Here is an 18716-nt window from a genome sequence, read left to right as displayed (position 1 = left end):
TTCCGTCACCTGCTCCACGCACGGAAGCCCTGTTCCGTACATGTCTCGCCAGGGCTTCCGTGGTCTAGTCGGCTGAAACAGGTGGTGGGGCCATGGTCGGCGACGACTAGGTGCCGGCCCTGGTCAACAGGGTGCTGAGGATCGGCTCGGCATGTGTCCACAGCACGGCTCCGCCGATCGCGGGTACGAGGTGATGCTGTGCGCCGGGTATCCGGGCGGCGAGCAGCGATCCGTTGTCTGGCGAGTGGCTCTGGTCCAGTTCGCCGTACCAGACGTCGACCGGCACGGAGATTTTGCCGAGGTCGATGGGCCAGGGGCTCATTGCCAGCACCGTGTCCCGCGCGTACCCAGCTGCCCCCGGCGCGAACGCCTCGTGCACGGCACGGCGATAGGCGTCCGCGAACCCGGGCTCGCGGTACACCGCGAGGTCACACTCCGGGCTGCCGTCCAGTACAAAGTCAAGCAGCCGGTCGGCGCTGTATCCGGCGAAGAAGCGCTCCGCCTCGGCCGCGTCCTGTACGGCCCAGTCGACGAGCTTGCGTAGCTCGGCGGGCAGTGCGGAGGCGAATTCCGGCGCGGCCACCTCGTCTGCGCCGGAGACGATGGCGAGGGCAGCGGTGACACCTCCCTCGGCGCAGGCCAGCGCGAACGGCGCGCCCTGTGAGTTGCCGACCATCGCGGGCCGACCCAATCCGCGCATCGTGGTGAACTGTCGGAAGTCGGTGACGAAATCGGCGAACGTCCGACCGGGCAGCGGCGTCGAGGCGCCGAGCCCTGGACGGTCCACCGAAACGAGTCGTACGCCGAGCCGGTCGATGACTTCGGCGCCGAACCCGAGCCAGCGGCTGGTGGCGGCACCAGGCGAGAACAGCACGGGTGTCCCATCCGGTGGTCCCCATTCTGCCCAACCCAGCAGCCGCCCATCAGGGAGCTGGACTTCACCAACGCGGTCAGGAGCTGTGACGTACATGGGAGTAATCAAATCAAGTGGGATCGGCCATGTGCCAACACCCCCTGAGCCTCGATCCACCGACGCGGTTCGTCCTGAGCTCGGTTGAGTAGTTTCGGTGTTGGGAGATTTCGGGGCGTGGCGAGATCGCCGATTACGTGATCGGCTTGCTCCGGGCGTGGTCGTTCGGGGTTGGGACGGAGGGTTCGTGGCCTGTGGCCGGGCCGCTTGGTGGTGGTCGGTGTGCCGTGGTCAACCGGGTGCCGGGTGGACGGTGGTGAACAGGTTGTCGAACGCTGCCTGCCAGGGCCAGTGCTGGGGTAGGTGCAGTTGGATGGTGCGGGCCCGGTGCGCGAGGCGGGCGGCGACGGTGCTGATCCGGGTGCGGATGGTCGTGGTCCGGGCGGTGGTCCAGGTGCCGGCGGCGAGGTGCCCGGCGGCGCGGGTGAGGTTGTGGGCGATGCCGGCGCAGGTCAGCCAGGTGTCGTTGGCGGAGAACCGGCCGGATGGCGGGTGCGCCAGAGGGCCGGCGATCAGATCCGCGTTGACCTCTTCGATGATCGCGTGTTGGCGATGCTGGGCTTCGGCCTGGATCAGCGTGTAAGGGCTGTGCAGTTGGAATTGCCGAGCGGCACAAGGCACTGCCGACAACATCGAGTCACCTACACCAAATCGCTACCGACACGGCCTCGTCTGGCACAGCCCTACTGGTCATGATTCAGCGAATAGCGGAAGAGCTGGGAACCTAATCGTCGCCGATATTGCAAAGTTTGCCCGGGCGACATTGCCTCGCTCGAATCCGGACAATTCACGCCGCCGATTCCGTTGGATTGATGGCGATTCCTCCGGCCCTCTAGCGGTAGCGGTAGTCTGCGGAACCAGTTTGTGTGATAGTGGCACAATGTCAGCCAACGATCCTCAGACATCCCTAACCTTGAAGGAGAACAGGTTCTCGGCATGGCAGGTTGCGGTCGCGTTCATGGCTGCCGCACTCGCATCATTTGTGGCATCTCTGGAGGAAATTCGTCAAGTTGGACAGGTTTGGCTCGACTGCGAGATGGACTCGGCCGGAATGGGTGGCTACCTCATGATGTTCCACCTGCCGGTGCTATTTTTCGGGCAAACCGCCCTGCTAGGGGCAGTGGCAACGGTGGCGATGTCGGTGATTCGTCCACGATATGCTGCTGTATTGACAGCAGTCACAGTCGGAATGGTTCTACTCGTTTTGTGTGCTTTCGTGTACTTCAACTTCAACGACTTCCCGGTCACTAATCAGTTTTGCCGCACACCGCAACCCACGTGGTGGCCATGAGGGCGGGCGATGTCTGATTCCCAGTGGGAGTAGGCTCAGAAGAACGCACATCTCGCGGTGACCTGGGCTCAGCTGAGGCTGGCCGCCCACAGGCTTACCCACGACGCGGGCCTGCGTGGGCGACTTTCCCACCGTCCGTCCATTTCGGTTGCAGGTGCCCGAGAATCATTTGAGCCTCGTCGCGTATTCCAGCGTCTTCGTCCATAGTTAGCTCCCGAAGGTGCTTGATCAGGCGGTTTGTGCCCTCGATCGTCATCCAAGCAGGGTTGCCGTCCAGAGCGGCTTGGATCTCGTCGGCGGTGGCTTCGTTGGCGGCATAGCTACGGGCTAGCAGCACCATGCGCAGGCCCAGGACATCTCGGCGTTCTAGCAGCGCCTCGGCCGTCCTCCAGGTAACCCAAGTGTCGTCAGGATCTAGGAGAAGGCGGTGGATGACGTCCACGACCTCGTCAATTTCGGCTAGCAGCGCGAGATGCCGCCCGGCTTCGGCGCGAGTTGACCAGGCAGGCGAGCCGGCATTCCTGATTGCGGTGCTCAGCCCATGATCCTCGGAGAGCTGCATGCCCCCAGTGTGCCGTCAGCTCCCGTCAGACGGGAAGCCGCGTTCGCGAGGTCGACCCGCGATGAGGTCGTCCACCTGGTCTGGTGAATCATGTGGCTACGTCACTGACTTCCTGGTCATCGCAGACCAGGCGGCAGAAGCTTAGGAAGTGCCGGACTTCTGCCGGCCGATTGCACCGGTGTGACCTCGGGATCAATCGTGCGGCCGAGGTGGAAACTGTCGGCCAGGGTCGACAGACCGCCCGGCATGAGTTACGACTTGACGGTCTGGGAGGGCGAGCAGCCGGCCGCCGACGCCACTGCGGGCAGGGCCCACGAGCAGTGTTACGCCGCCGCGTACGCGGAGGGTGAGGAGCAACCGCCAACCCCGCGTATCCGTGCCTCTGCGCTCGCGTTGCTGGAGCGGTCGGTCGACCTATCCGACGGCGAGGACGGCGTGCCGATGGCGTGTCTTTGGGCTGTTGCCTGCCGTCTTTGTCATACCAGCGAGTCAGGATAGATCCATGCGTGGGCGGATCACCGACGACAGTGCTACCCCGAGAGCAGAGCGGCGGGACTACTGGGGCGTCGTGCTGGACGCGCCGGAAGCGGCGATGCTCGCCCGGTTCTACACCGAGCTGCTGGGTTGGCAGGTCTACCAAGAGGAGCCGGATTTCGTCAGCATCGCCGCGCCGGATGGTGTGGCCTACCTGGCGGTGCAGACCGCCGCCGGCTACCAGCGTCCCACGTGGCCGACCACCTCAGATGCTCCGCAGATGATGCTGCACCTGGATTTTGAGGTGTCGGACCTGGGCGCGGCGGTGGCGCACGCAGTGGAGCTCGGTGCGACGGTCGCCGACCACCAACCACAGCAGCGGGTACGGGTGCTGTTCGATCCCGCTGGGCACCCTTTCTGCCTTTACCTGGGCCGCTAGTGCTGTGACATGAAGCGTTCACCGGCCAACACCCGCCCGGAGAAGCTGTGGCGACCGTTTACCTGGTGGAGCGTTCCGCAAACTCGCCCATCTGCCTCGGTCTGCTAGCTCCGGTTCGCGGTGACATACTCGAGGGAGTTGTTGAAGACCTCGACCGGTTCGCCGACAATACCCCACGGCCAGGGGGTGACCACATTCTCCAACAGGGCGAAGGCGTGCGCAGCCGCGTCGAACTCGTCGGCCAGTTCGAAGGCCAACGCGAACACGGCTACCCGAGGTGCCCAGCCCGGGCCAGCCGGGATGTAATCCGGATGGAAGATTGAGTTTTCCGCCGCGGTTAGGAGTTCGGCGCAGACCTCCTCCGACCTGATGTACTCGTTGCCCGTTTCCCGGTCCGAGTTGTCCCACTTCTCAACGTGGGCGACGGCCACCAGTTCATGCAGGAGGCTGTTCGGCCCGGCGTTCACTGCGGCGCTGCGGGCGAAGTCGAACATCTCTTCGTCGCTACCGGCCCATTTGGCACACAGATATTGCAACCGCTGTTCGTGGGCGACCAAGTGGCCCGGGTGTAGGCGAGTCACTGCCTCGAAACGTTGCCGGGCTTCGACCGGTTCGAGCTCCAGCCCCCGAGAACTGGTGACCAGCCAGGTCCATGCGGTTACATTGTCGGGGTCGAGAGTGAGCACTCTTCGCAGTAAGGATTCAGCGTAGTGTAGCCGCTTGTGGAACTCCCTGAATTGGGCGGCGGCGGTGTACTTCGCTCGCTTACCACCCCGGGCCTCCCACGCCCAGTACACTGCGTGGCAGCCCGCGACCAACACAGGCAAAGGCGATTCGGGCTCGGCGTCGACCCATTCGCCGATCCACTCCTGGATCCCGTCGACGCTTCCGGCTGCCTCCATCAGGAAGGCCATCTCATCCGGGTCGGCTGCCATGTTGAACAGCTCCCGGGCGAACTTCCACCGGCGCCGCTGTAGCGCCCGGATCAGGGCCTTCCGGTGCGGGTCGCCGTAGGTCGGGTCCAGGCTCGGTGTCTTCAGTCGTCTCCTGAACGGCCACATGCCACCACCCCACCCGGTACGCCGTACTGGCCGCCGAATACTAGATGATCGACTCTTGGTACGACAGCGGCGCCGGGTCCATCGCCGGCGGGAGGGCCAGCTCGTCGGGCCGGTGGTGTTCGGCCTTACCTGGCTGGCCAGTTGGCCGGCGTGCCCCAAGCGGACTGTCGTGGCCGGCCCGGGTCGTGCCCCGAGTAGCCTTCGACCATGGGTCAGGTCGTGAAACTGCGGGACATGCGCCAGGACGAGTACGACGTCTACTCGGATCAGCAGCTCCGCGAGTATGTGGAGTCCCAGACCGGGTTGGTCTCGACCGAAGCCGCCCGGCGGAAGGCACTTTGGGATCGGGAGCAGTTCCTGCCCCACGGGCTGGCCACCGAGCGCCATCGGCTGTTGGTGGCGGAGAACAGCAGCGGGGAGGCGGTCGGAGTCCTCTGGCTGGGCTTGGACGACCCGCGCAGCAAGTCGGCCGAGATGGCCTGGATCTTCGATATCCGGGTCGATCCCGCCCACCGACGGCTGGGCTACGGCGCTGCCATCCTGTCGGCTGCCGAGGAGTTGGCCCGGGAGGCGGGGGCGCTGCGCCTGGGGCTCAACGTCTTCGGCCACAACAAGCCGGCGATCGCCCTGTACGAGCAGAGTGGGTACGAGGTGATCGCTCAGCAGATGGCGAAGCCGCTGCGCTGACGGGCAGCGCCTCGCTGCGTGTGGCGATCAACAGGTGGGTGAATCCGCCGCGTACCGCCGAGTCTTCTCCGTGGCCTCCGGGTGCCGTGCGGGGAAGGGGATAGGCTGGTGATCATGCGGATCGGCATTGTGATCCTTCCAGACCAGCGCTGGGCGGAGTCGGAGCGGCGTTGGCGGCAGGCGGACGAGTGGGGCTTCGACCACGCCTGGACCTATGACCATCTGGGCTGGCGGGACCTGGTGGACGGGCCCTGGTTCGACTCGATGACCACCCTGACCGCCGCCGCGGCCGTGACCCGCCAGATCCGGCTGGGCACGCTGGTCGCGTCGCCGAACTTCCGGCACCCGGCCGCCTTCGCCCGCCAGGTCACCGCCCTCGACGATGTGTCCGGCGGCCGGGCCCTGCTCGGTCTGGGCGCGGGCGGCATCGGGTTCGACGCCGCGGTGTTCGGCGGCGAGACCCTTCCGCCGCGGCAGCGGGTGGACCGGTTCAGCGAGTTCGTCGAGCTGCTCGACCTGGTGTTGCGCGAGGATGGGACGACGTGGCGGGGTGACTGGTTCACCGCGGTGGACGCGCGGAACAACCCGGGCTGCGTACAGACGCCGCGGGTGCCGTTCGTCGTCGCCGCCAACGGACCTCGTTCAATGCGGCTCGCGGTCCGGTACGGCCAGGGCTGGGTCACCACCGGCCCCACCACCGACGACTTGGAGGCGTGGTGGGACGGGGTGGCGGATCTGGCCGCTCGGCTGGACAAGTCGCTGGCGTCGGTCGGCCGCGAGCCCGGTTCCCTCGACCGGCACCTGTTGGTGGACTCCGCGCCCGTCTTCTCGCTCCGTAGCGCGGAGTTCTTCGCCGAGCAGGTGGGGCGGGCCGCGGCACTCGGTTTCACCGACGTGATCACGCACTGGCCCCGGCCCAGTAGCTGGTACGCGGGAGAGGAAGCGGTCCTGGTGGAGGTTGCCTCCCAGCTGCCGCAGCTGCGCCGGCTGACGGGCTGACCGAGCTGCCCCGGCTGCGGCTCAGGGGGTGAGGTCGGCGCCGGTGAGCAGGCTCTGGATTCGGAGTTCGACAGCGACTTCCGGGGAACAGTCGGCCACCACCGTGGCGGTGCCGAGCGGGGTGGCGCCCCGGGCCGCGCAGATGTCGTAGAGGGCGCGCACCTGGGCTCCGGTGGAGACCCAGTCGTCCACCACCAGCACCCGGTCTCCGGCTTTCAGGTTCTGGTCTCGTACGGCGAGGTCGAGTCGCCGCCCGCGATAATCCGGTGGGCCCTGCGCCCAGGTGAGCGTGCCCGGGGGGAGGCGACCGTCGCCGGGCTTGTGGGCCGCGACGAAGCCGATGCCGAGCGCGGTCGCGGCGAGTGGTCCGAGCAGGTAGCCGGTGACCGCCGGGGAGATCACTACCGTCGGCTGGGACTGCTGGAAGGGGTTGACCAGGGCCGGGCCGAGGCGGGCCAGTACCACCGGGTCCCGCCACCAGCCGGAGATGTCACTGACCAGATGGCTGGCGCCCGGCCCCGGGTCGATCCAACGGATCAGCTCGGCGAGACGTCCACTCAGCTCGGGGCGCATAGCGCCATTGTGGTCCACTGCTCGTTGATCGGCTGGCCGGACTAATGCCGATCGGATGATCGGCTATTCGTTTCGTCATAAATCGGGCAATACTTCCATGATCACGTTGACTTCGGATGTGCTTCGCTCGTTACGGTCCGACCCGCTTTGTTCAGTTGGCGGAAGGATCGGGCTGGTGGCCGGCAGGCATGCGCGTACCCGAAGGGTCTCCCCGGCCGGCGTCGCGGCAACCGCGGCGGTCGGTGTCGTGCTCGTGATCGGTGGGACCGTGGGCGCCGTCCGACTGACCTCCGCCAACGAGTCCGACCGGTCCGTCGCGGTCACGCCGACCACGGTTGACTCTCCGGCCGCCACGCCCGCCCCGCTCTCCGCCTCGCCGAGTGGTTCGCCGAGCGTCGGCGCCTCGTCCACCCCAGCCGCGAGCCCCACACCCACCCGGAAGACCGAGGCGCCGTCCCGGAGCAAGTCGAGATCCAGCACGCCGCAGCCGACCGCGCCGACGTCGACCAGCACCGCCCCGGCGTCGACCAGCGCCGCCCCGACTGTGGTGGAGACCGGGTCCTGCGGCGCCTCCTACTACTCGGAGGGGCAGCTGACGGCGAGTGGGGAGGTCTTTGACCCGTCGGCGATGACCGCCGCCCACCAGACCCTGCCGTTTGACACGATGGTGCGGGTCACCAACCCGGTCACCAGTACGTCGGTCACCGTGCGGATCAATGACCGGGGCCCGTTCGTCACGGGGCGCTGCATCGACCTGTCCCAGGCGGCCTTCGCGGTGATCGCGCCACTGAGCGCGGGGCACGTCGAGGTTCGATACGACGTGTTGGGGTGAGCCCGCCGTCAACCGCGAACGGCTTTCTGGGGTGACCCGCCCAGTCAGAACCGCCTCGGATGTCAGGTCAGGTTTATTCAACGGTCACTCTCCATCAGGCATGCTGTCCCTCGTACATACACAGCTTTCCCGGTTGGGCCGCGGCCCACTGGGCCCCGGATCCCGCGCCGGCCTCGGCGCGGCCCTCGCCCTGCTCGTAATCGTCTCGGTGCTGGAGGGCGCCGACGGCCGGGGGGCCAACTACATCGCCCTGTTGATCGCTGCCCCGTTCCTGGCCGCCGCCCTGGCCTCCTGGCAGGTGGTGCTGGGGGTGGGGGTTGTAGCCGTCTTCCTCGGCGTCGGCTTCGCGTTGGCCGAGGGGGTCGGGTCACTGCCGGCCGCGGTTGCGGTGGCTGGCATCGCCCTGGGCGCCGCATTGGCTGCCACCATGGCCTCGATCCGGCAGCGGCAGGCCGAGCGGATCGAGGAGTTGTCGAGGCTCGCCACTGTTGCTCAGCAGGCGGTACTCCGTCCGCTCGGTCCACAGGTCGGCTCCTTGGCCGTCGCCGCCCGGTACATCTCCTCCACGGCCACCGCGGAGATCGGCGGCGACCTGTACGAGGCACTGGACACGCCGTACGGCGTACGCATGATCATTGGGGATGTTCGGGGTAAGGGCCTGGACGCGGTCCGGTTGGCCAGCATCGTGCTGGGCTCCTACCGGCATGTGGCGTACGAGCGGGCGGACCTGCGGGCGGTCGTCGCGGACCTGGACCGGGCGGTGGCCCGGAGCGGGGGTGACGAGGACTTCGTGACCGCGGCTCTGGTCGAGGAGCGGGGTGGCACCCTGACCATCGTGAACTGTGGACATCCGGCGCCGCTGTTGTTGCGGCGGGGGGTGGTGATCGCGTTGGAGCCGCCGGCGCCGGCTCCGCCGCTGGGGTTCATGCCGGCGGTCCGAGCCCGGGTGGAGCGGTTGGAGCCGGGCGACCGGCTGCTGTTGTTCACCGACGGTCTCGGCGAGGCCCGGCGGGACGGTGAGTTCTTTCCGACCGCTGGTCGAGCCTGGCGGTTGCTCGGGCATGGCACCGTCGCCGACGGGCTGGCCTCTCTGGAAGCAGCGCTGGTCGAGTGGGTGTATGACCGGCTCGACGACGACATCGCACTGGTCCTGATGGAGTACACCGGTACTCGGCCCGGGGGTTCGGCCGTCGTGCCGAGTTGGGAGGTTGGCACGCCGGAGGGGTGAAGGGCTTGTCGTTGCCTACCCGCGAGTAATACAGTCGGGGTTACTGATCGGTAACACGCGTCCGGAAGCGGGGCCAGCGACCATGACCCACTACAAGAGCAACCTTCGGGACCTTGAGTTCAACCTGTTCGAGGTGTTCGGGGCAGACCGGGCGTTCAGCCAGGCCCCCTACACGGAGCTGGATGTCGACACCGCCCGGAGCTTCCTCGCCGAGGTCGACCGGCTAGCCCGGGAAGACCTGGCAGCCAGCTACACGGACAGCGACCGCAACCCGCCGGTCTTTGATCCGGCGACACACACCGCTCCGCTGACGGAGTCGTTCAAGAAGTCGTACCGCCGGTTCATCGACGCCGAGTTCTGGCGGCTGGACCTGCCCGAGGCGCTCGGCGGTAGCAACGCACCCCGCGCCCTCTGGTGGTCGCTGGCCGAGCTGGTGTTGGGCTCCAACGCCGCGGTCTGGATGTACGCCTCCGGCCCCTCGTTCGCGCACGTCCTGCACGTTGAGGGCACCGAGCGGCAGCGGAGGTGGGCAAAGCTCTTCATCGACCAGGGCTGGGGCTCCACGATGGTGCTGACCGAGGCGGACGCCGGCTCGGATGTCGGCGCCGGCCGCGCCCGTGCCATCCCGCAGCCGGACGGCTCGTGGCACATCGAGGGCGTCAAGCGCTTCATCACCTCCGGCGAGCACGACCTCAGCGACAACATCGTCCACTATGTGCTGGCCCGGCCGGTCGGGGTCGAGGGTGTGGGCGGCCCGGGCACCAAGGGCCTCTCCCTCTTCGTGGTGCCGAAATACCACTTCAACGAGGAGACCGGCGAGCTGGGCGAGCGCAACGGCGTCTTCGCCACCAACGTCGAGCACAAGATGGGGCTCAAGGTCTCGAACACCTGCGAGCTGACCTTCGGCGAGCACGGCGTGCCGGCCCAGGGCTGGCTGCTGGGTGAGAAGCACGACGGCATCCGGCAGATGTTCATGATCATCGAGTACGCCCGGATGATGGTCGGCACGAAGGCGATCGCCACCCTCTCCACCGGCTACCTGAACGCGCTTGAGTACGCCAAGAGCCGGGTGCAGGGCGCCGACCTGACCCAGATGACCGACAAGAGCGCTCCCCGGGTCACGATCACCCACCACCCGGACGTACGCCGCTCGCTGCTGCTCCAGAAGTCGTACGCCGAGGGGCTGCGGGCCCTCGTCTGCTACACCGCCACCTGGCAGGACAAGGTCGCCATCGCTGAGGCGGCCGGCGACGAGAAGACCGTCAAGCTCGCCAAGCGGGTCAACGACCTGCTGCTGCCACTTGTCAAGGGCGTCGGCTCGGAGCGGGCGTACGAACTGCTCGGCCACGAGTCCCTCCAGACCTTTGGTGGCTCCGGCTTCCTCCAGGACTACCCGCTGGAGCAGTACGTCCGGGACGCCAAGATCGACACTCTGTACGAGGGCACCACGGCGATCCAGAGCCTCGACCTGATCTTCCGCAAGGTCGTCCGGGACAACGGCAAGGCCCTGATGGCGGTCGCCGGCGAGATCCAGGAGTTCATCTCCGCCGAGGCTGGTAACGGGCAGCTCAAGGAGGAGCGGCAGGCGCTCGGCCGCGCCCTCGGCGAGATTCAGAGCATCCTCGGCACGCTGACCGGCTGGCTGGGTGCGGCGCAGGGCGGCGAGACCCGGGCGCTGTACAAGGTCGGCCTGGGCAGCCGCCGGTTCCTGCTCGCCGTTGGGGACCTGGTGGTGGGCTGGCTGCTCCAGCGGCAGGCCGACGTGGCGCTGACGGCGCTCGCTGGCGACGCCGGCACCGACCGGGACTTCTACACCGGCAAGGTGGCGGCGGCCCGGTTCTTCGCCCGCGAGGTGCTGCCGCGCATCGGCGCCGATCGGCGCATCATCGAGAACGTCGACCTGAGCGTCATGGACCTCCCGGAGGAGGCGTTCTGACCAGTTTCGAAGGGCAGGGCTGATCCGGGGACAGACCCGGCAGAACCGACGGCCGGCGGGGTGACCCGCCGGCCGTCGTGTTGGTTGCCCGGCCCGGACAGGGGTAGCACCCGGCGGCGGCGGGTAACCGGCATCAGGTCAGGCAGAGAACGCCCAGAGCCATCGCACGGGGGAGTGCAGCGCACATGGGCATTGGTAGCGGTATTTTCCTGATCGCCCTCGGGGCGATCCTCACCTTCGCGGTCCGGGCCAACGTTTGGTGGGTGGACCTGCGTGCGGTCGGTTGGGTCTTCATTCTGGCCGGGCTGGCCGTCCTCCTCACCACGGTGTGGTTCTGGCAGGACCGGCGCAAGCGGGCGCGGACGCTGATCGTGGAGGAGAACCGGCTGTCGCATCCGACCGCGATGATGCCACCGCCGCCGGATCCACCGCCGCCGACAGCGCCGCCGTCCTGAGCGGCGGGGTGAGCCGTCGCGACTGGCGCCGGCTTAACCCGGCGGCCCCGCGCGGCGGCGCCGCCCGGCAGCAGCTCAACCCCAGCAGCTCAACCCCAGCGGCTCCGCCCGTCGCGGCTCAGCCGCGGGCGGTGTGCTCGGTGGTGATGACGGTGTCCCGGCGGCCGAGGTGGGCCCACTCCGCCGTCGTGCGATGCACCACGGCCTGGCTGGTCCGTTGTGGGTCCCGGTCCGCCTGCTCGGAGTCGAGCAGTATCGACAGCTGCGACACGCCGGGGTTGTGGGCGATCAGTAACACCGTCCGGGCGGTCGGTTCGACCCGGCGCACCAGGGCCAGCAGATCCGCCGGATGCGCCTCGTACGCGTCGTCGGCGTAGTGCACGTCGGGTGCCGGGCCCGCGGAGCCGCCCTCCGATGGCGCCCCGGTCATCCCCATCGCCACGCCGTGCCAGGTTTCCCGGGTGCGGCGGGCCGAGGAGCAGATCACCACGTCCGGGAGGAACCGGTGGTGGGCCAGCCACGCGCCGGCGGCCGCCGCGTCCGCCCGCCCGCGCGCCGTCAGCGGCCGGTCCACGTCCGGTCGGTCACCGGGGGGCTCTGCCTTCGCGTGTCGGAGCAACACCAGCGTGCGGTTTTGGGCGTGCGCGTCCGTCATACCCCCAGCTTGCCCGATTGGCGTTCCCGACCGACCGGAGGGCTAGGCGAAGAGGGCGAAGTAGATCGCGATGTGGTGACAGATCGCGGCGACCAGGGTGCAGGCGTGGAAGAACTCGTGGTGACCGAAGACCGTGGGCCACGGGTTGGGCCGGCGCAGGGCGTAGCTCACCGCGCCGATGCTGTAGATCGCACCGCCAACGATCAGTAGGACCAGGGCGGTCACCCCGCCCGCGTGGAGGATGTCCGGCAGCATCGCCACCGCGACCCAGCCGAGCGCCAGGTAGAGCGGCGCGGAGACCCAGCGTGGGGCGTGCGGCCAGATGAGCTTGAGGGCCACGCCCCCGAGTGCGCCACCCCACACCAGCGCGAGCATGATCGTCGCTGGTCGGGGCTCCAGCAGCAGGACGCAGAATGGCGTGTACGTACCGGCGATGAAGATAAAGATCATCGAGTGGTCCATCCGCCGCATGACCTGGAAGCCGCGCTCTGACCACACCCGCCGGTGGTAGAGCCCGCTGGTGCCGAAGAGCCCGCAGACGGTCAGGCTGTAGATCAGGGTGCTAACCAGCGGCGACCAGCCGGACCGGGCGGCAGCGATGGAGCAGAGGACGATCCCGCAGACGACGGCGACGAAGAACGCGTACGCGTGCAGCCAGCCGCGCATCCGAGGTTTGCCGAGGTCGGTCGGCTTGAGGCGGGTTGGTGCGGAGGAGGTCACGCCAACAGGTTACGACGCCGTAGGTTACCTGGTGGTAGTGCCGATGGTCACGTAACCGGTGGCCGAGCGGATGGGCGTCCGGCTGCCGGCTCGTTCCGGAACCTGGCTGGGTCCGGGAAGATGGCGGGATGCGGATCCGGCCGGTCGGGGCGCACGCCCTGCTGCTCGACTGTTCCGACGCCGACCAGGTGGAGGCGTGGCGAGCCGAGCTGTGGCGACGCCGGGAACGGGGCGACCTGGACGCGATCGAGATCATTCCGGCGGCCCGCACCGTGCTGCTCGACGGCCTCCCCGATCCGACCCACACCGCCGCGCTCCTCGGCACCTGGAACCTGCCCCCCAGCATCGCTGCCACCGGCGCCGCCGCCCTGAGCGCCGGCACCGCCGGCACCGATATTGCCGGCACGGGCACGGGCACGGGCACGGGCACCGGCACCGGAAGTGGAGGCACCGGCGTCTGCGAGGTTCCGGTGCGTTACGACGGGGCCGACCTGCCGACCGTCGCCGGCTACTGGGACGTCGCCGTGCCGACCGTCGTACGCCGGCTCATCGGCACCGAGTTCCGGGTGGCCTTCTGCGGTTTCGCGCCCGGCTTCGCGTACCTGACCGGGTTGCCCGCCGGGTTGGCCGTGCCCCGGCTGCCGACCCCCCGCCCCCGGGTCCCGGCCGGCTCCGTCGCGCTGGCCGGTCCGTACGCCGGGATCTATCCGACCGCCTCGCCCGGCGGCTGGCTGCTCGTCGGCCACACCGACCTGCCCCTGTTCGACGTGCACGCCGACCCACCGGCCCGGCTCACGCCCGGCACCCGGGTGCGGCTGGTCCCGGCATGACCGGCACCCGGCCCACCGGGCCGACGTTAACCAGCGCGGTCGAAGCCGGCAGGGGTGACGTGGTCGAGGTATTGCGGGCCGGCATGCTCACCACCGTGCAGGATCTCGGCCGGCCCGGCTGGGCGCACCTCGGCGTACCGCGCTCCGGCGCTCTCGACCCGGGTGCGCTTCGGCTGGCCAACCGGCTGGTCGGCAACCCGGAGGGCACCGCCGGTCTGGAGATCACCCTGACCGGGTGTGAGCTGCGGTTCCGTCGCGCCACCGCGGTCGCGGTCACCGGGGCGGACGCTCCCGTTCACGTCGGCGAGCGTCCCGGCGACGTGGGGCGGCCGCTCGCGATCCCGGCAGGTGCGGTGGTGCGGGTCGGTCCGCCGCGCACCGGGCTGCGGTCCTGGCTCGCCGTCGCCGGCGGGCTCGCCGTCGAACCGGTGCTCGGCAGCCGGGCCACCGACACCCTCTCCGGGCTCGGCCCGCCCCCACTGCACGACGGCGACCGGCTCCCCGTGGGCGCGCCGGCCGGGCCGCCCGCCCCGGTGGATGTCACCGCGACCGTGCCGGCCCCGGCCGAGGTACGGCTGGCGCTGCGCCTCGGTCCACGCGCCGACTGGTTCACCGCACCCGCACTCGACCGGCTGTTCGGTACGGCCTACACCCTGACCCCGGTCAGCAACCGGGTCGGCGCTCGCCTGTCCGGGGCGCCGCTGCCCCGAGCGGTGTCGGGGGAGCTGCCCAGCGAGGGGCTCGTACTCGGGGCGGTGCAGGTGCCGGCGGACGGCCAACCCCTGGTCTTCCTCGCCGACCATCCGACCACCGGGGGGTACCCGGTGGTCGGGGTGGTGGTTGACGTGACCCCGCTCGCGCAGGCCCGGCCAGGGACTACGGTGAGGTTCTATGGACCTCAACGCGGATCTCGGTGAGGGCCTCGGCGTCTGGCGGCTCGGCGACGATGCCGCGCTGCTGGACCTGGTCACCTCCGCCAACGTCGCCTGCGGCTTCCACGCGGGCGACGCCGTCACCATGCGTCGGGTCTGCGCCGGGGCCGCCGAGCGGGGAGTCGTGGTGGGCGCCCAGGTCAGCTACCGGGACCTGGTTGGCTTCGGCCGCCGGCACATCGCGTACGAGTTCGCCGAACTACGCGACGAGGTCATCTACCAGCTCGGTGCGCTCGACGGCTTCTGCCGGGTCGCCGGGACGCGGGTCCGCTACCTCAAGCCGCACGGCGCGCTCTACCACGCCGTCACCCACGACGAATCGCAGGCGGCGGCGGTGGTCGCCGCGGTCGCCGAGTACGACGACCAGCTCTCCCTGCTCTGCCCGTCCGGCTCGGTGCTCGCCCAACTCGCGAATGGTGCGGGGCTGCGGGCGGTCAGCGAGGGCTTCGCCGACCGGGGCTACCAGCCCAACGGCAGGCTGGTGCCCCGGGGCACCCCGGACGCGCTGGTCACCGACGCGGAGCAGATGGCCCAGCAGGCTCTCCGGATGGCTACCGAGCAGGCGGTGGTGGCGGTCGACGGCACCGTGATTCCCTGCCCGGTCCAGTCGATCTGCCTACACGGCGACACCCCCGGTGCGGTGCGCTGCGCCGAGCTGATCCGCGCCGTGTTGGTTGACGCGGGGGTCCCGCTCGCCCCGTTCACCGGAGGTGCGGGGCGGGCCTAACAGCGTTACGGGACCCCCGTGCCGGTCAGGTGCCGGGGTCCGCGCCGGCCCCCGGGTCCATGCCGCGTAGCACCAGCGGGAGGCGGTCGGCTGCGTCGTCAACCACCCAGATCGGTACGCCCCAGTCCTGTCGGGTCAGGTGACACGCGGCGTGCGCCGCATCGGCGTCGCAGGTCGCCGCCTGGGCGGTCACCTGGAGCACCCCCTCGGGTACCGAGTCGTTGAGCACCAGCTGGCGGGTCAGCTCGGTGCCGGTGCCCGCGCCGGCCAGCAGCAGCTCCGGCGGGGACGCCGTGACCACCAGGCGGGTGGACGGTCCGTAGCTGTCGTCGAGCTTTTGACCGGGCGCCGGGGTGAAGATGACCTCCAGGGTCACCTCGCCGGCGCGTAGCTCGGTCGGTCTCCGCTCGGTCCGGTGCCGCGGGCCGTCGACCGTGCTGGCCCCGGCGGCGGTGAGCGCGCCCGGCGCGAGTCGGGTCAGTCGGTGGGCGGTGGACTCCACGACCAGCACTCCGCCGTCCGGGGTGAGCAGCAGGTCGCTCGGCTCGGCGAGCCCGTCGGCGACCGTGCCGACTGAGTCCGACTCCGGGTCGTAGCGGCGGACCGCCCCGTTGTACGTGTCGGCGATCAGCACCGACCCGTCGGGCAGCGCGCAGACCCCCAGCGGATGCTGGAGCAGCGCCTGCGCGGCCGGCCCGTCGACGTGCCCGAACTCGAAGAGCCCCTGCCCGACCGCGGTGTGCAGGGCGCCGTTCTCGACGTAGCGGACCGCGCTGGTCTCGCTGTCGGCCACCCAGAGCCGGCTGCCGTCGGCGGAGACCGACAGGCCGGAGGGCTGGGCCAGCCACGCCTCGGCCAGCGGGCCGTCCTTGCGCGCCTCGACGGTGCTGCCCGCGTACATGCCGGCCGTGCGTTTCACCGGGTCGAACCACCAGAGCTGGTGGATGCCGGCCATGGCGATCACCAGGCGGTCGTCGTACCAGGCCAGGTCCCAGGGGGAGGAGAGGTCGACCGAGCGGGCGTCGTGGGCGTGGTCATCCACGGTGGAACGCCACTGCCGGCCGGTGCCGGCCACGGTGACCACCTCGCCGGTGTCGAGGCGTACGCCGCGCAGCAGATGGTTGACGGTGTCCGCGACGACCAGGTCGTAACCGACCAGCCGGGAGACGTGGGCCGGGAGGAGGCAGAGCCCCTGCGGCTCGGCGAAGGTGGCCGCTGTGGCCGGCCCGTCGGCCCGACCGCGCGCGCCGGTGCCGATCCGGCGGAGCAGCGTCTCGCCGTCCGGAGCCAGCTCGGCGAGGGAGTGCCGGGCGGAGTCCGACACCAGTAGGTTCTCGTTGTCGAGTACGACACCCTTGCCCGGGAAGCGCAGCGTGGTCTCCGGCTCGGCGGGGGGCACGTACGGGCCGTCGCCCCGGTGCAGAGTGCCCTTGGCCTCGTGGGTGGCGATCAGGTCGTCCACGAGCCGGACCAGGCCTTCGGCGTGTCCCTCGCCGGCCATCGTGGCCACCACGTATCCCTCGGGGTCGATCACGGCCAGGGTCGGCCAGGCCCGGGCGGCGTACTGCTGCCACATGTTCAGTTCGGGGTCGTCGAGCACCGCGTGATGCACGCCGTACCGTTCGACGGCGTCGGCCAGGGCGTCCGGGTCCTTCTCGTGTTCGAACTTGGGTGAGTGGACGCCGATGACCACGAGTACGTCGGCGTACTTCTGCTCGATGGGCCGTAGCTCGTCGAGTACGTGTAGGCAGTTGATGCAGCAGAAGGTCCAGAAGTCGAGGACGGTTATCCGGCCTCGAAGGTCGGCCAGGGTCAGGTCTCGTCCGCCGGTGTTCAGCCAGCGACGGCCCTTCAGCTCGGGTGCTCGGACGCGAGGCGCGGTTGCCATGGGGCAACCCTCCCACGGCAACGACGCAGGTGCCCCCGTGGATGAGCCAACGTGATGAGGAAAACGACGCGGGCGCTCTCCAGGGGTTGTGTTGGTCGGGGGCGTCGGTCGAGGTGGCTTCCTGGCTGTCGGCCAGCAGCCTGATGGGTACGGTGATGTCAACGATGCGGACCGGCACCGTCGCCCCCGCCTCCTGGATCAGTTGGGCGAGGGGCGTGCTCGGCTCGGTGGGGCGGCAGAGTCTTTACGAACCGCATTGCGTTCCTTGACTAGAAACTGAAATCCCCCGATTGGTGCAAGCCGAATAGCGGTGCTCAGCAGCCCGACCGCCGGAATGGCCCCCAGGCGACGAAGCGTTCGAATAGGTCGCGGGGGTGTGGTGCGTCGTGGGGGTTGAGGTGGTAGAGGTCGTGCATGGCTTCGTAGCAGAGTCCGGCGAGGTAGATCGACAGGCTTGACTGTCGGGTGTTGTATTGGGTGGTGAGGAGGAGGCGGGCTTCGGCGCAGGGCCAGGGGTGGCCGCAGGCGCGGCAGGTCCAGGTGGGTCGTAGGGGTGTGTGGGGTGGTTGGTTTCTGGTGTGGTGGTGTGGGTGTTGGGGGTGGGGGCCGAGTCGTGGTTGGGGGAGGTGGTGGGGGTTCACCAGCGGCCTCCGTTGGCGCGCCATTGTTGGGCGGGGGTGAGCCGGCCGACGCGTCCGGGTTGGGGTTCGGCGAGGGTGGGTTGGGTCATCCACGTCGGCAGGTTCGCTGGGCGGCCAGGCCCGCTTCCCCGGTGTGGCCCGCTTGCCCGGTACGGCGCATTGCTGCGCGGTGATCTGCCTGCCCGGTGTGCTCCGCCTGCTCGGTGCACCCCGCCTGCGCGGTACGGCGCATTCGTGCCGTGCGGGCGGGGCGGTGCGGCGTTCCTCCGACGCCAACCAAACCAGCGGATTCGCATTTGGACCTCCTTGATGTTGGTGGAGGACCGCCCCCACTGACAGCGCGGGGGGTGGGGGCGGTCCGACAGGCGCCTCCGGCGGGAAAGTCCTCCACCGGCTCACGCCGTCTCAATTCACTCTGGGTGTTAACCACCTGGCGGCGGAAGGGCTTCATGCTGATCCTGGCGAGGGTCTGGCGATCGTGCTCTTTTCCTGGCGAAGCTTGGCGATCTTGCTGGTAGGGCTGGCGACGTCTGGCGATCTTGCTCATTTTCTGGCGGCGCTTGGCGATCTTGGCAACCCGACTGGCGGCGCTTGGCGATCTTGCTTGATGGGCTGGCGTGGTGTGGCGATCTAGAAGAATCTCTGGAGGGCCGATGGAATCTGAACGTGCCGCTGATCTCATCCGGGTGCAGCTCCGTCGACAACGGGCGCTCGCCGGCATGAGCCAGGAGGAGTTCGGGCGTCGAACGAACTACTCGGCATCGACCGTGTCGGCGGTGGAGACCGGCACCCGGATGACTGACCTGCCGTACGCGT

Annotated in this window: 20 protein-coding genes and 1 pseudogene; 12 read left to right on the top strand and 9 right to left on the bottom strand. The window is 69.2% G+C overall.

All coding sequences use genetic code 11. The features are described from left to right. Window positions 1–106: 106 nt before the first annotated feature. Both SALPAC3_RS0113820 and SALPAC3_RS0113815 read right to left on the bottom strand, forming a co-directional pair. Window positions 107–970: an alpha/beta fold hydrolase gene (locus SALPAC3_RS0113820; protein ID WP_026185544.1), complete on the bottom strand. Its 864-nt coding sequence runs from the start codon at window positions 968–970 to the stop codon at window positions 107–109. 231 nt (window positions 971–1201) lie between these two features. Further along, a pseudogene (locus SALPAC3_RS0113815) lies at window positions 1202–1537 on the bottom strand (transposase); the annotation flags it as partial. 313 nt (window positions 1538–1850) lie between these two features. Here SALPAC3_RS0113815 and SALPAC3_RS27985 point away from each other — a divergent pair. Next, on the top strand, window positions 1851–2261 hold the full coding sequence (locus tag SALPAC3_RS27985; RefSeq protein ID WP_157632326.1) for a hypothetical protein: 411 nt from the start codon (window positions 1851–1853) through the stop codon (window positions 2259–2261). Between the two features lie 94 nt (window positions 2262–2355). On the opposite strand, the gene SALPAC3_RS0113810 is transcribed toward SALPAC3_RS27985, so the two are convergent. Then, the gene (locus SALPAC3_RS0113810; RefSeq protein WP_018221817.1) at window positions 2356–2823 is read right to left on the bottom strand and encodes a hypothetical protein; all 468 of its coding nucleotides are present in this window, start codon (window positions 2821–2823) and stop codon (window positions 2356–2358) included. A gap of 502 nt (window positions 2824–3325) precedes the next feature. Here SALPAC3_RS0113810 and SALPAC3_RS0113800 point away from each other — a divergent pair. Then, complete coding sequence (locus tag SALPAC3_RS0113800; RefSeq protein ID WP_018221815.1) at window positions 3326–3736, top strand: VOC family protein; 411 nt, start codon at window positions 3326–3328, stop codon at window positions 3734–3736. Between the two features lie 104 nt (window positions 3737–3840). Here SALPAC3_RS0113800 and SALPAC3_RS0113795 read toward each other — a convergent pair whose 3' ends face one another. After that, window positions 3841–4797 carry a DUF4034 domain-containing protein gene (locus tag SALPAC3_RS0113795; protein WP_018221814.1) on the bottom strand — a complete coding sequence of 319 codons (957 nt, stop codon included), beginning with the start codon at window positions 4795–4797 and terminating at the stop codon, window positions 3841–3843. Between the two features lie 207 nt (window positions 4798–5004). Here SALPAC3_RS0113795 and SALPAC3_RS0113790 point away from each other — a divergent pair, with 207 nt between their 5' ends. Then, entirely contained in the window at window positions 5005–5484 is a 480-nt protein-coding gene (locus tag SALPAC3_RS0113790) for a GNAT family N-acetyltransferase (protein ID WP_018221813.1), read from the top strand. 108 nt (window positions 5485–5592) lie between these two features. Continuing rightward, entirely contained in the window at window positions 5593–6483 is an 891-nt protein-coding gene (locus SALPAC3_RS0113785) for an LLM class flavin-dependent oxidoreductase (protein WP_018221812.1), read from the top strand. Window positions 6484–6504: 21 nt separating this feature from the next. Here the strand turns inward: SALPAC3_RS0113785 and SALPAC3_RS0113780 are convergent, their stop codons facing one another. Further along, window positions 6505–7056 (bottom strand): phosphoribosyltransferase family protein, encoded by a 552-nt coding sequence (locus SALPAC3_RS0113780; protein WP_018221811.1) that lies wholly within the window; start codon window positions 7054–7056, stop codon window positions 6505–6507. A gap of 175 nt (window positions 7057–7231) precedes the next feature. On the opposite strand from SALPAC3_RS0113780, the gene SALPAC3_RS0113775 reads away from it, so the two are divergent. From SALPAC3_RS0113775 to SALPAC3_RS0113760, 4 genes are all read left to right on the top strand, one after another. Further along, window positions 7232–7888: a septal ring lytic transglycosylase RlpA family protein gene (locus SALPAC3_RS0113775; RefSeq protein ID WP_026185543.1), complete on the top strand. Its 657-nt coding sequence runs from the start codon at window positions 7232–7234 to the stop codon at window positions 7886–7888. A gap of 100 nt (window positions 7889–7988) precedes the next feature. Then, window positions 7989–9116 carry a PP2C family protein-serine/threonine phosphatase gene (locus SALPAC3_RS0113770; protein WP_018221808.1) on the top strand — a complete coding sequence of 376 codons (1128 nt, stop codon included), beginning with the start codon at window positions 7989–7991 and terminating at the stop codon, window positions 9114–9116. An 82-nt stretch (window positions 9117–9198) separates the two neighbouring features. Beyond that, window positions 9199–11052 (top strand): acyl-CoA dehydrogenase, encoded by a 1854-nt coding sequence (locus SALPAC3_RS0113765; RefSeq protein WP_018221807.1) that lies wholly within the window; start codon window positions 9199–9201, stop codon window positions 11050–11052. Window positions 11053–11237: 185 nt separating this feature from the next. Further along, window positions 11238–11507, top strand: a complete 270-nt coding sequence (locus SALPAC3_RS0113760; RefSeq protein WP_018217865.1) for a DUF6458 family protein — start codon at window positions 11238–11240, stop codon at window positions 11505–11507. A gap of 118 nt (window positions 11508–11625) precedes the next feature. Here the strand turns inward: SALPAC3_RS0113760 and SALPAC3_RS0113755 are convergent, their stop codons facing one another. Together SALPAC3_RS0113755 and trhA are read right to left on the bottom strand one after the other, a co-directional pair. Next, window positions 11626–12162: a SixA phosphatase family protein gene (locus SALPAC3_RS0113755; RefSeq protein ID WP_018221806.1), complete on the bottom strand. Its 537-nt coding sequence runs from the start codon at window positions 12160–12162 to the stop codon at window positions 11626–11628. A 42-nt stretch (window positions 12163–12204) separates the two neighbouring features. After that, on the bottom strand, window positions 12205–12882 hold the full coding sequence (trhA, locus tag SALPAC3_RS0113750; RefSeq protein WP_018221805.1) for a PAQR family membrane homeostasis protein TrhA: 678 nt from the start codon (window positions 12880–12882) through the stop codon (window positions 12205–12207). Window positions 12883–13010: 128 nt separating this feature from the next. Between trhA and SALPAC3_RS0113745 the strand changes: the two genes are divergently transcribed. Genes SALPAC3_RS0113745 through SALPAC3_RS0113735 form a run of 3 tightly spaced genes read left to right on the top strand, consistent with a single transcriptional unit; the run spans window position 13011 to window position 15371 of the window. Next, window positions 13011–13712, top strand: coding sequence for a 5-oxoprolinase subunit B family protein (locus SALPAC3_RS0113745; protein ID WP_018221804.1), 702 nt, complete (start codon window positions 13011–13013; stop codon window positions 13710–13712). Further along, the gene (locus SALPAC3_RS0113740; protein WP_018221803.1) at window positions 13709–14629 is read left to right on the top strand and encodes a 5-oxoprolinase subunit C family protein; all 921 of its coding nucleotides are present in this window, start codon (window positions 13709–13711) and stop codon (window positions 14627–14629) included. The genes SALPAC3_RS0113745 and SALPAC3_RS0113740 overlap by 4 nt, the downstream gene beginning before the upstream one ends. After that, a complete protein-coding gene (locus tag SALPAC3_RS0113735) occupies window positions 14604–15371 on the top strand; it encodes a LamB/YcsF family protein (protein ID WP_018221802.1) in 768 nt (255 codons plus the stop codon). The genes SALPAC3_RS0113740 and SALPAC3_RS0113735 overlap by 26 nt, the downstream gene beginning before the upstream one ends. A 25-nt stretch (window positions 15372–15396) precedes the next feature. Here the strand turns inward: SALPAC3_RS0113735 and SALPAC3_RS0113730 are convergent, their stop codons facing one another. Both SALPAC3_RS0113730 and SALPAC3_RS28770 read right to left on the bottom strand, forming a co-directional pair. Next, a complete protein-coding gene (locus tag SALPAC3_RS0113730; RefSeq protein WP_018221801.1) occupies window positions 15397–17259 on the bottom strand; it encodes an NHL domain-containing thioredoxin family protein in 1863 nt (620 codons plus the stop codon). A gap of 314 nt (window positions 17260–17573) precedes the next feature. Beyond that, window positions 17574–17900 (bottom strand): hypothetical protein, encoded by a 327-nt coding sequence (locus tag SALPAC3_RS28770; protein WP_080635175.1) that lies wholly within the window; start codon window positions 17898–17900, stop codon window positions 17574–17576. A 653-nt stretch (window positions 17901–18553) separates the two neighbouring features. On the opposite strand from SALPAC3_RS28770, the gene SALPAC3_RS29415 reads away from it, so the two are divergent. After that, window positions 18554–18716 (top strand): helix-turn-helix domain-containing protein (locus SALPAC3_RS29415; RefSeq protein ID WP_033774851.1); only part of this gene is annotated, 163 nt, incomplete at its 3' end.

The organism is Salinispora pacifica DSM 45544 (genome assembly GCF_000378845.1).
GTDB classification, from domain to species: domain Bacteria; phylum Actinomycetota; class Actinomycetes; order Mycobacteriales; family Micromonosporaceae; genus Micromonospora; species Micromonospora pacifica.
Note: the sequence above shows the minus strand (reverse complement) of the source record. Positions and strands in the feature narration are given on the sequence as shown.

Excerpts from the sequence above, each read along its gene's own strand:
- SALPAC3_RS0113820 (WP_026185544.1), bottom strand. The coding sequence starts at position 970 with ATGTACGTCACAGCTCCTGACCGCGTTGGTGAAGTCCAGCTCCCTGAT.
- SALPAC3_RS27985 (WP_157632326.1), top strand. The coding sequence starts at position 1,851 with ATGTCAGCCAACGATCCTCAGACATCCCTAACCTTGAAGGAGAACAGG.
- SALPAC3_RS0113810 (WP_018221817.1), bottom strand. The coding sequence starts at position 2,823 with ATGCAGCTCTCCGAGGATCATGGGCTGAGCACCGCAATCAGGAATGCC.
- SALPAC3_RS0113800 (WP_018221815.1), top strand. The coding sequence starts at position 3,326 with ATGCGTGGGCGGATCACCGACGACAGTGCTACCCCGAGAGCAGAGCGG.
- SALPAC3_RS0113795 (WP_018221814.1), bottom strand. The coding sequence starts at position 4,797 with ATGTGGCCGTTCAGGAGACGACTGAAGACACCGAGCCTGGACCCGACC.
- SALPAC3_RS0113790 (WP_018221813.1), top strand. The coding sequence starts at position 5,005 with ATGGGTCAGGTCGTGAAACTGCGGGACATGCGCCAGGACGAGTACGAC.
- SALPAC3_RS0113780 (WP_018221811.1), bottom strand. The coding sequence starts at position 7,056 with ATGCGCCCCGAGCTGAGTGGACGTCTCGCCGAGCTGATCCGTTGGATC.
- SALPAC3_RS0113770 (WP_018221808.1), top strand. The coding sequence starts at position 7,989 with ATGCTGTCCCTCGTACATACACAGCTTTCCCGGTTGGGCCGCGGCCCA.
- SALPAC3_RS0113765 (WP_018221807.1), top strand. The coding sequence starts at position 9,199 with ATGACCCACTACAAGAGCAACCTTCGGGACCTTGAGTTCAACCTGTTC.
- SALPAC3_RS0113760 (WP_018217865.1), top strand. The coding sequence starts at position 11,238 with ATGGGCATTGGTAGCGGTATTTTCCTGATCGCCCTCGGGGCGATCCTC.
- SALPAC3_RS0113755 (WP_018221806.1), bottom strand. The coding sequence starts at position 12,162 with ATGACGGACGCGCACGCCCAAAACCGCACGCTGGTGTTGCTCCGACAC.
- SALPAC3_RS0113745 (WP_018221804.1), top strand. The coding sequence starts at position 13,011 with ATGCGGATCCGGCCGGTCGGGGCGCACGCCCTGCTGCTCGACTGTTCC.
- SALPAC3_RS0113740 (WP_018221803.1), top strand. The coding sequence starts at position 13,709 with ATGACCGGCACCCGGCCCACCGGGCCGACGTTAACCAGCGCGGTCGAA.
- SALPAC3_RS0113735 (WP_018221802.1), top strand. The coding sequence starts at position 14,604 with ATGGACCTCAACGCGGATCTCGGTGAGGGCCTCGGCGTCTGGCGGCTC.
- SALPAC3_RS0113730 (WP_018221801.1), bottom strand. The coding sequence starts at position 17,259 with ATGGCAACCGCGCCTCGCGTCCGAGCACCCGAGCTGAAGGGCCGTCGC.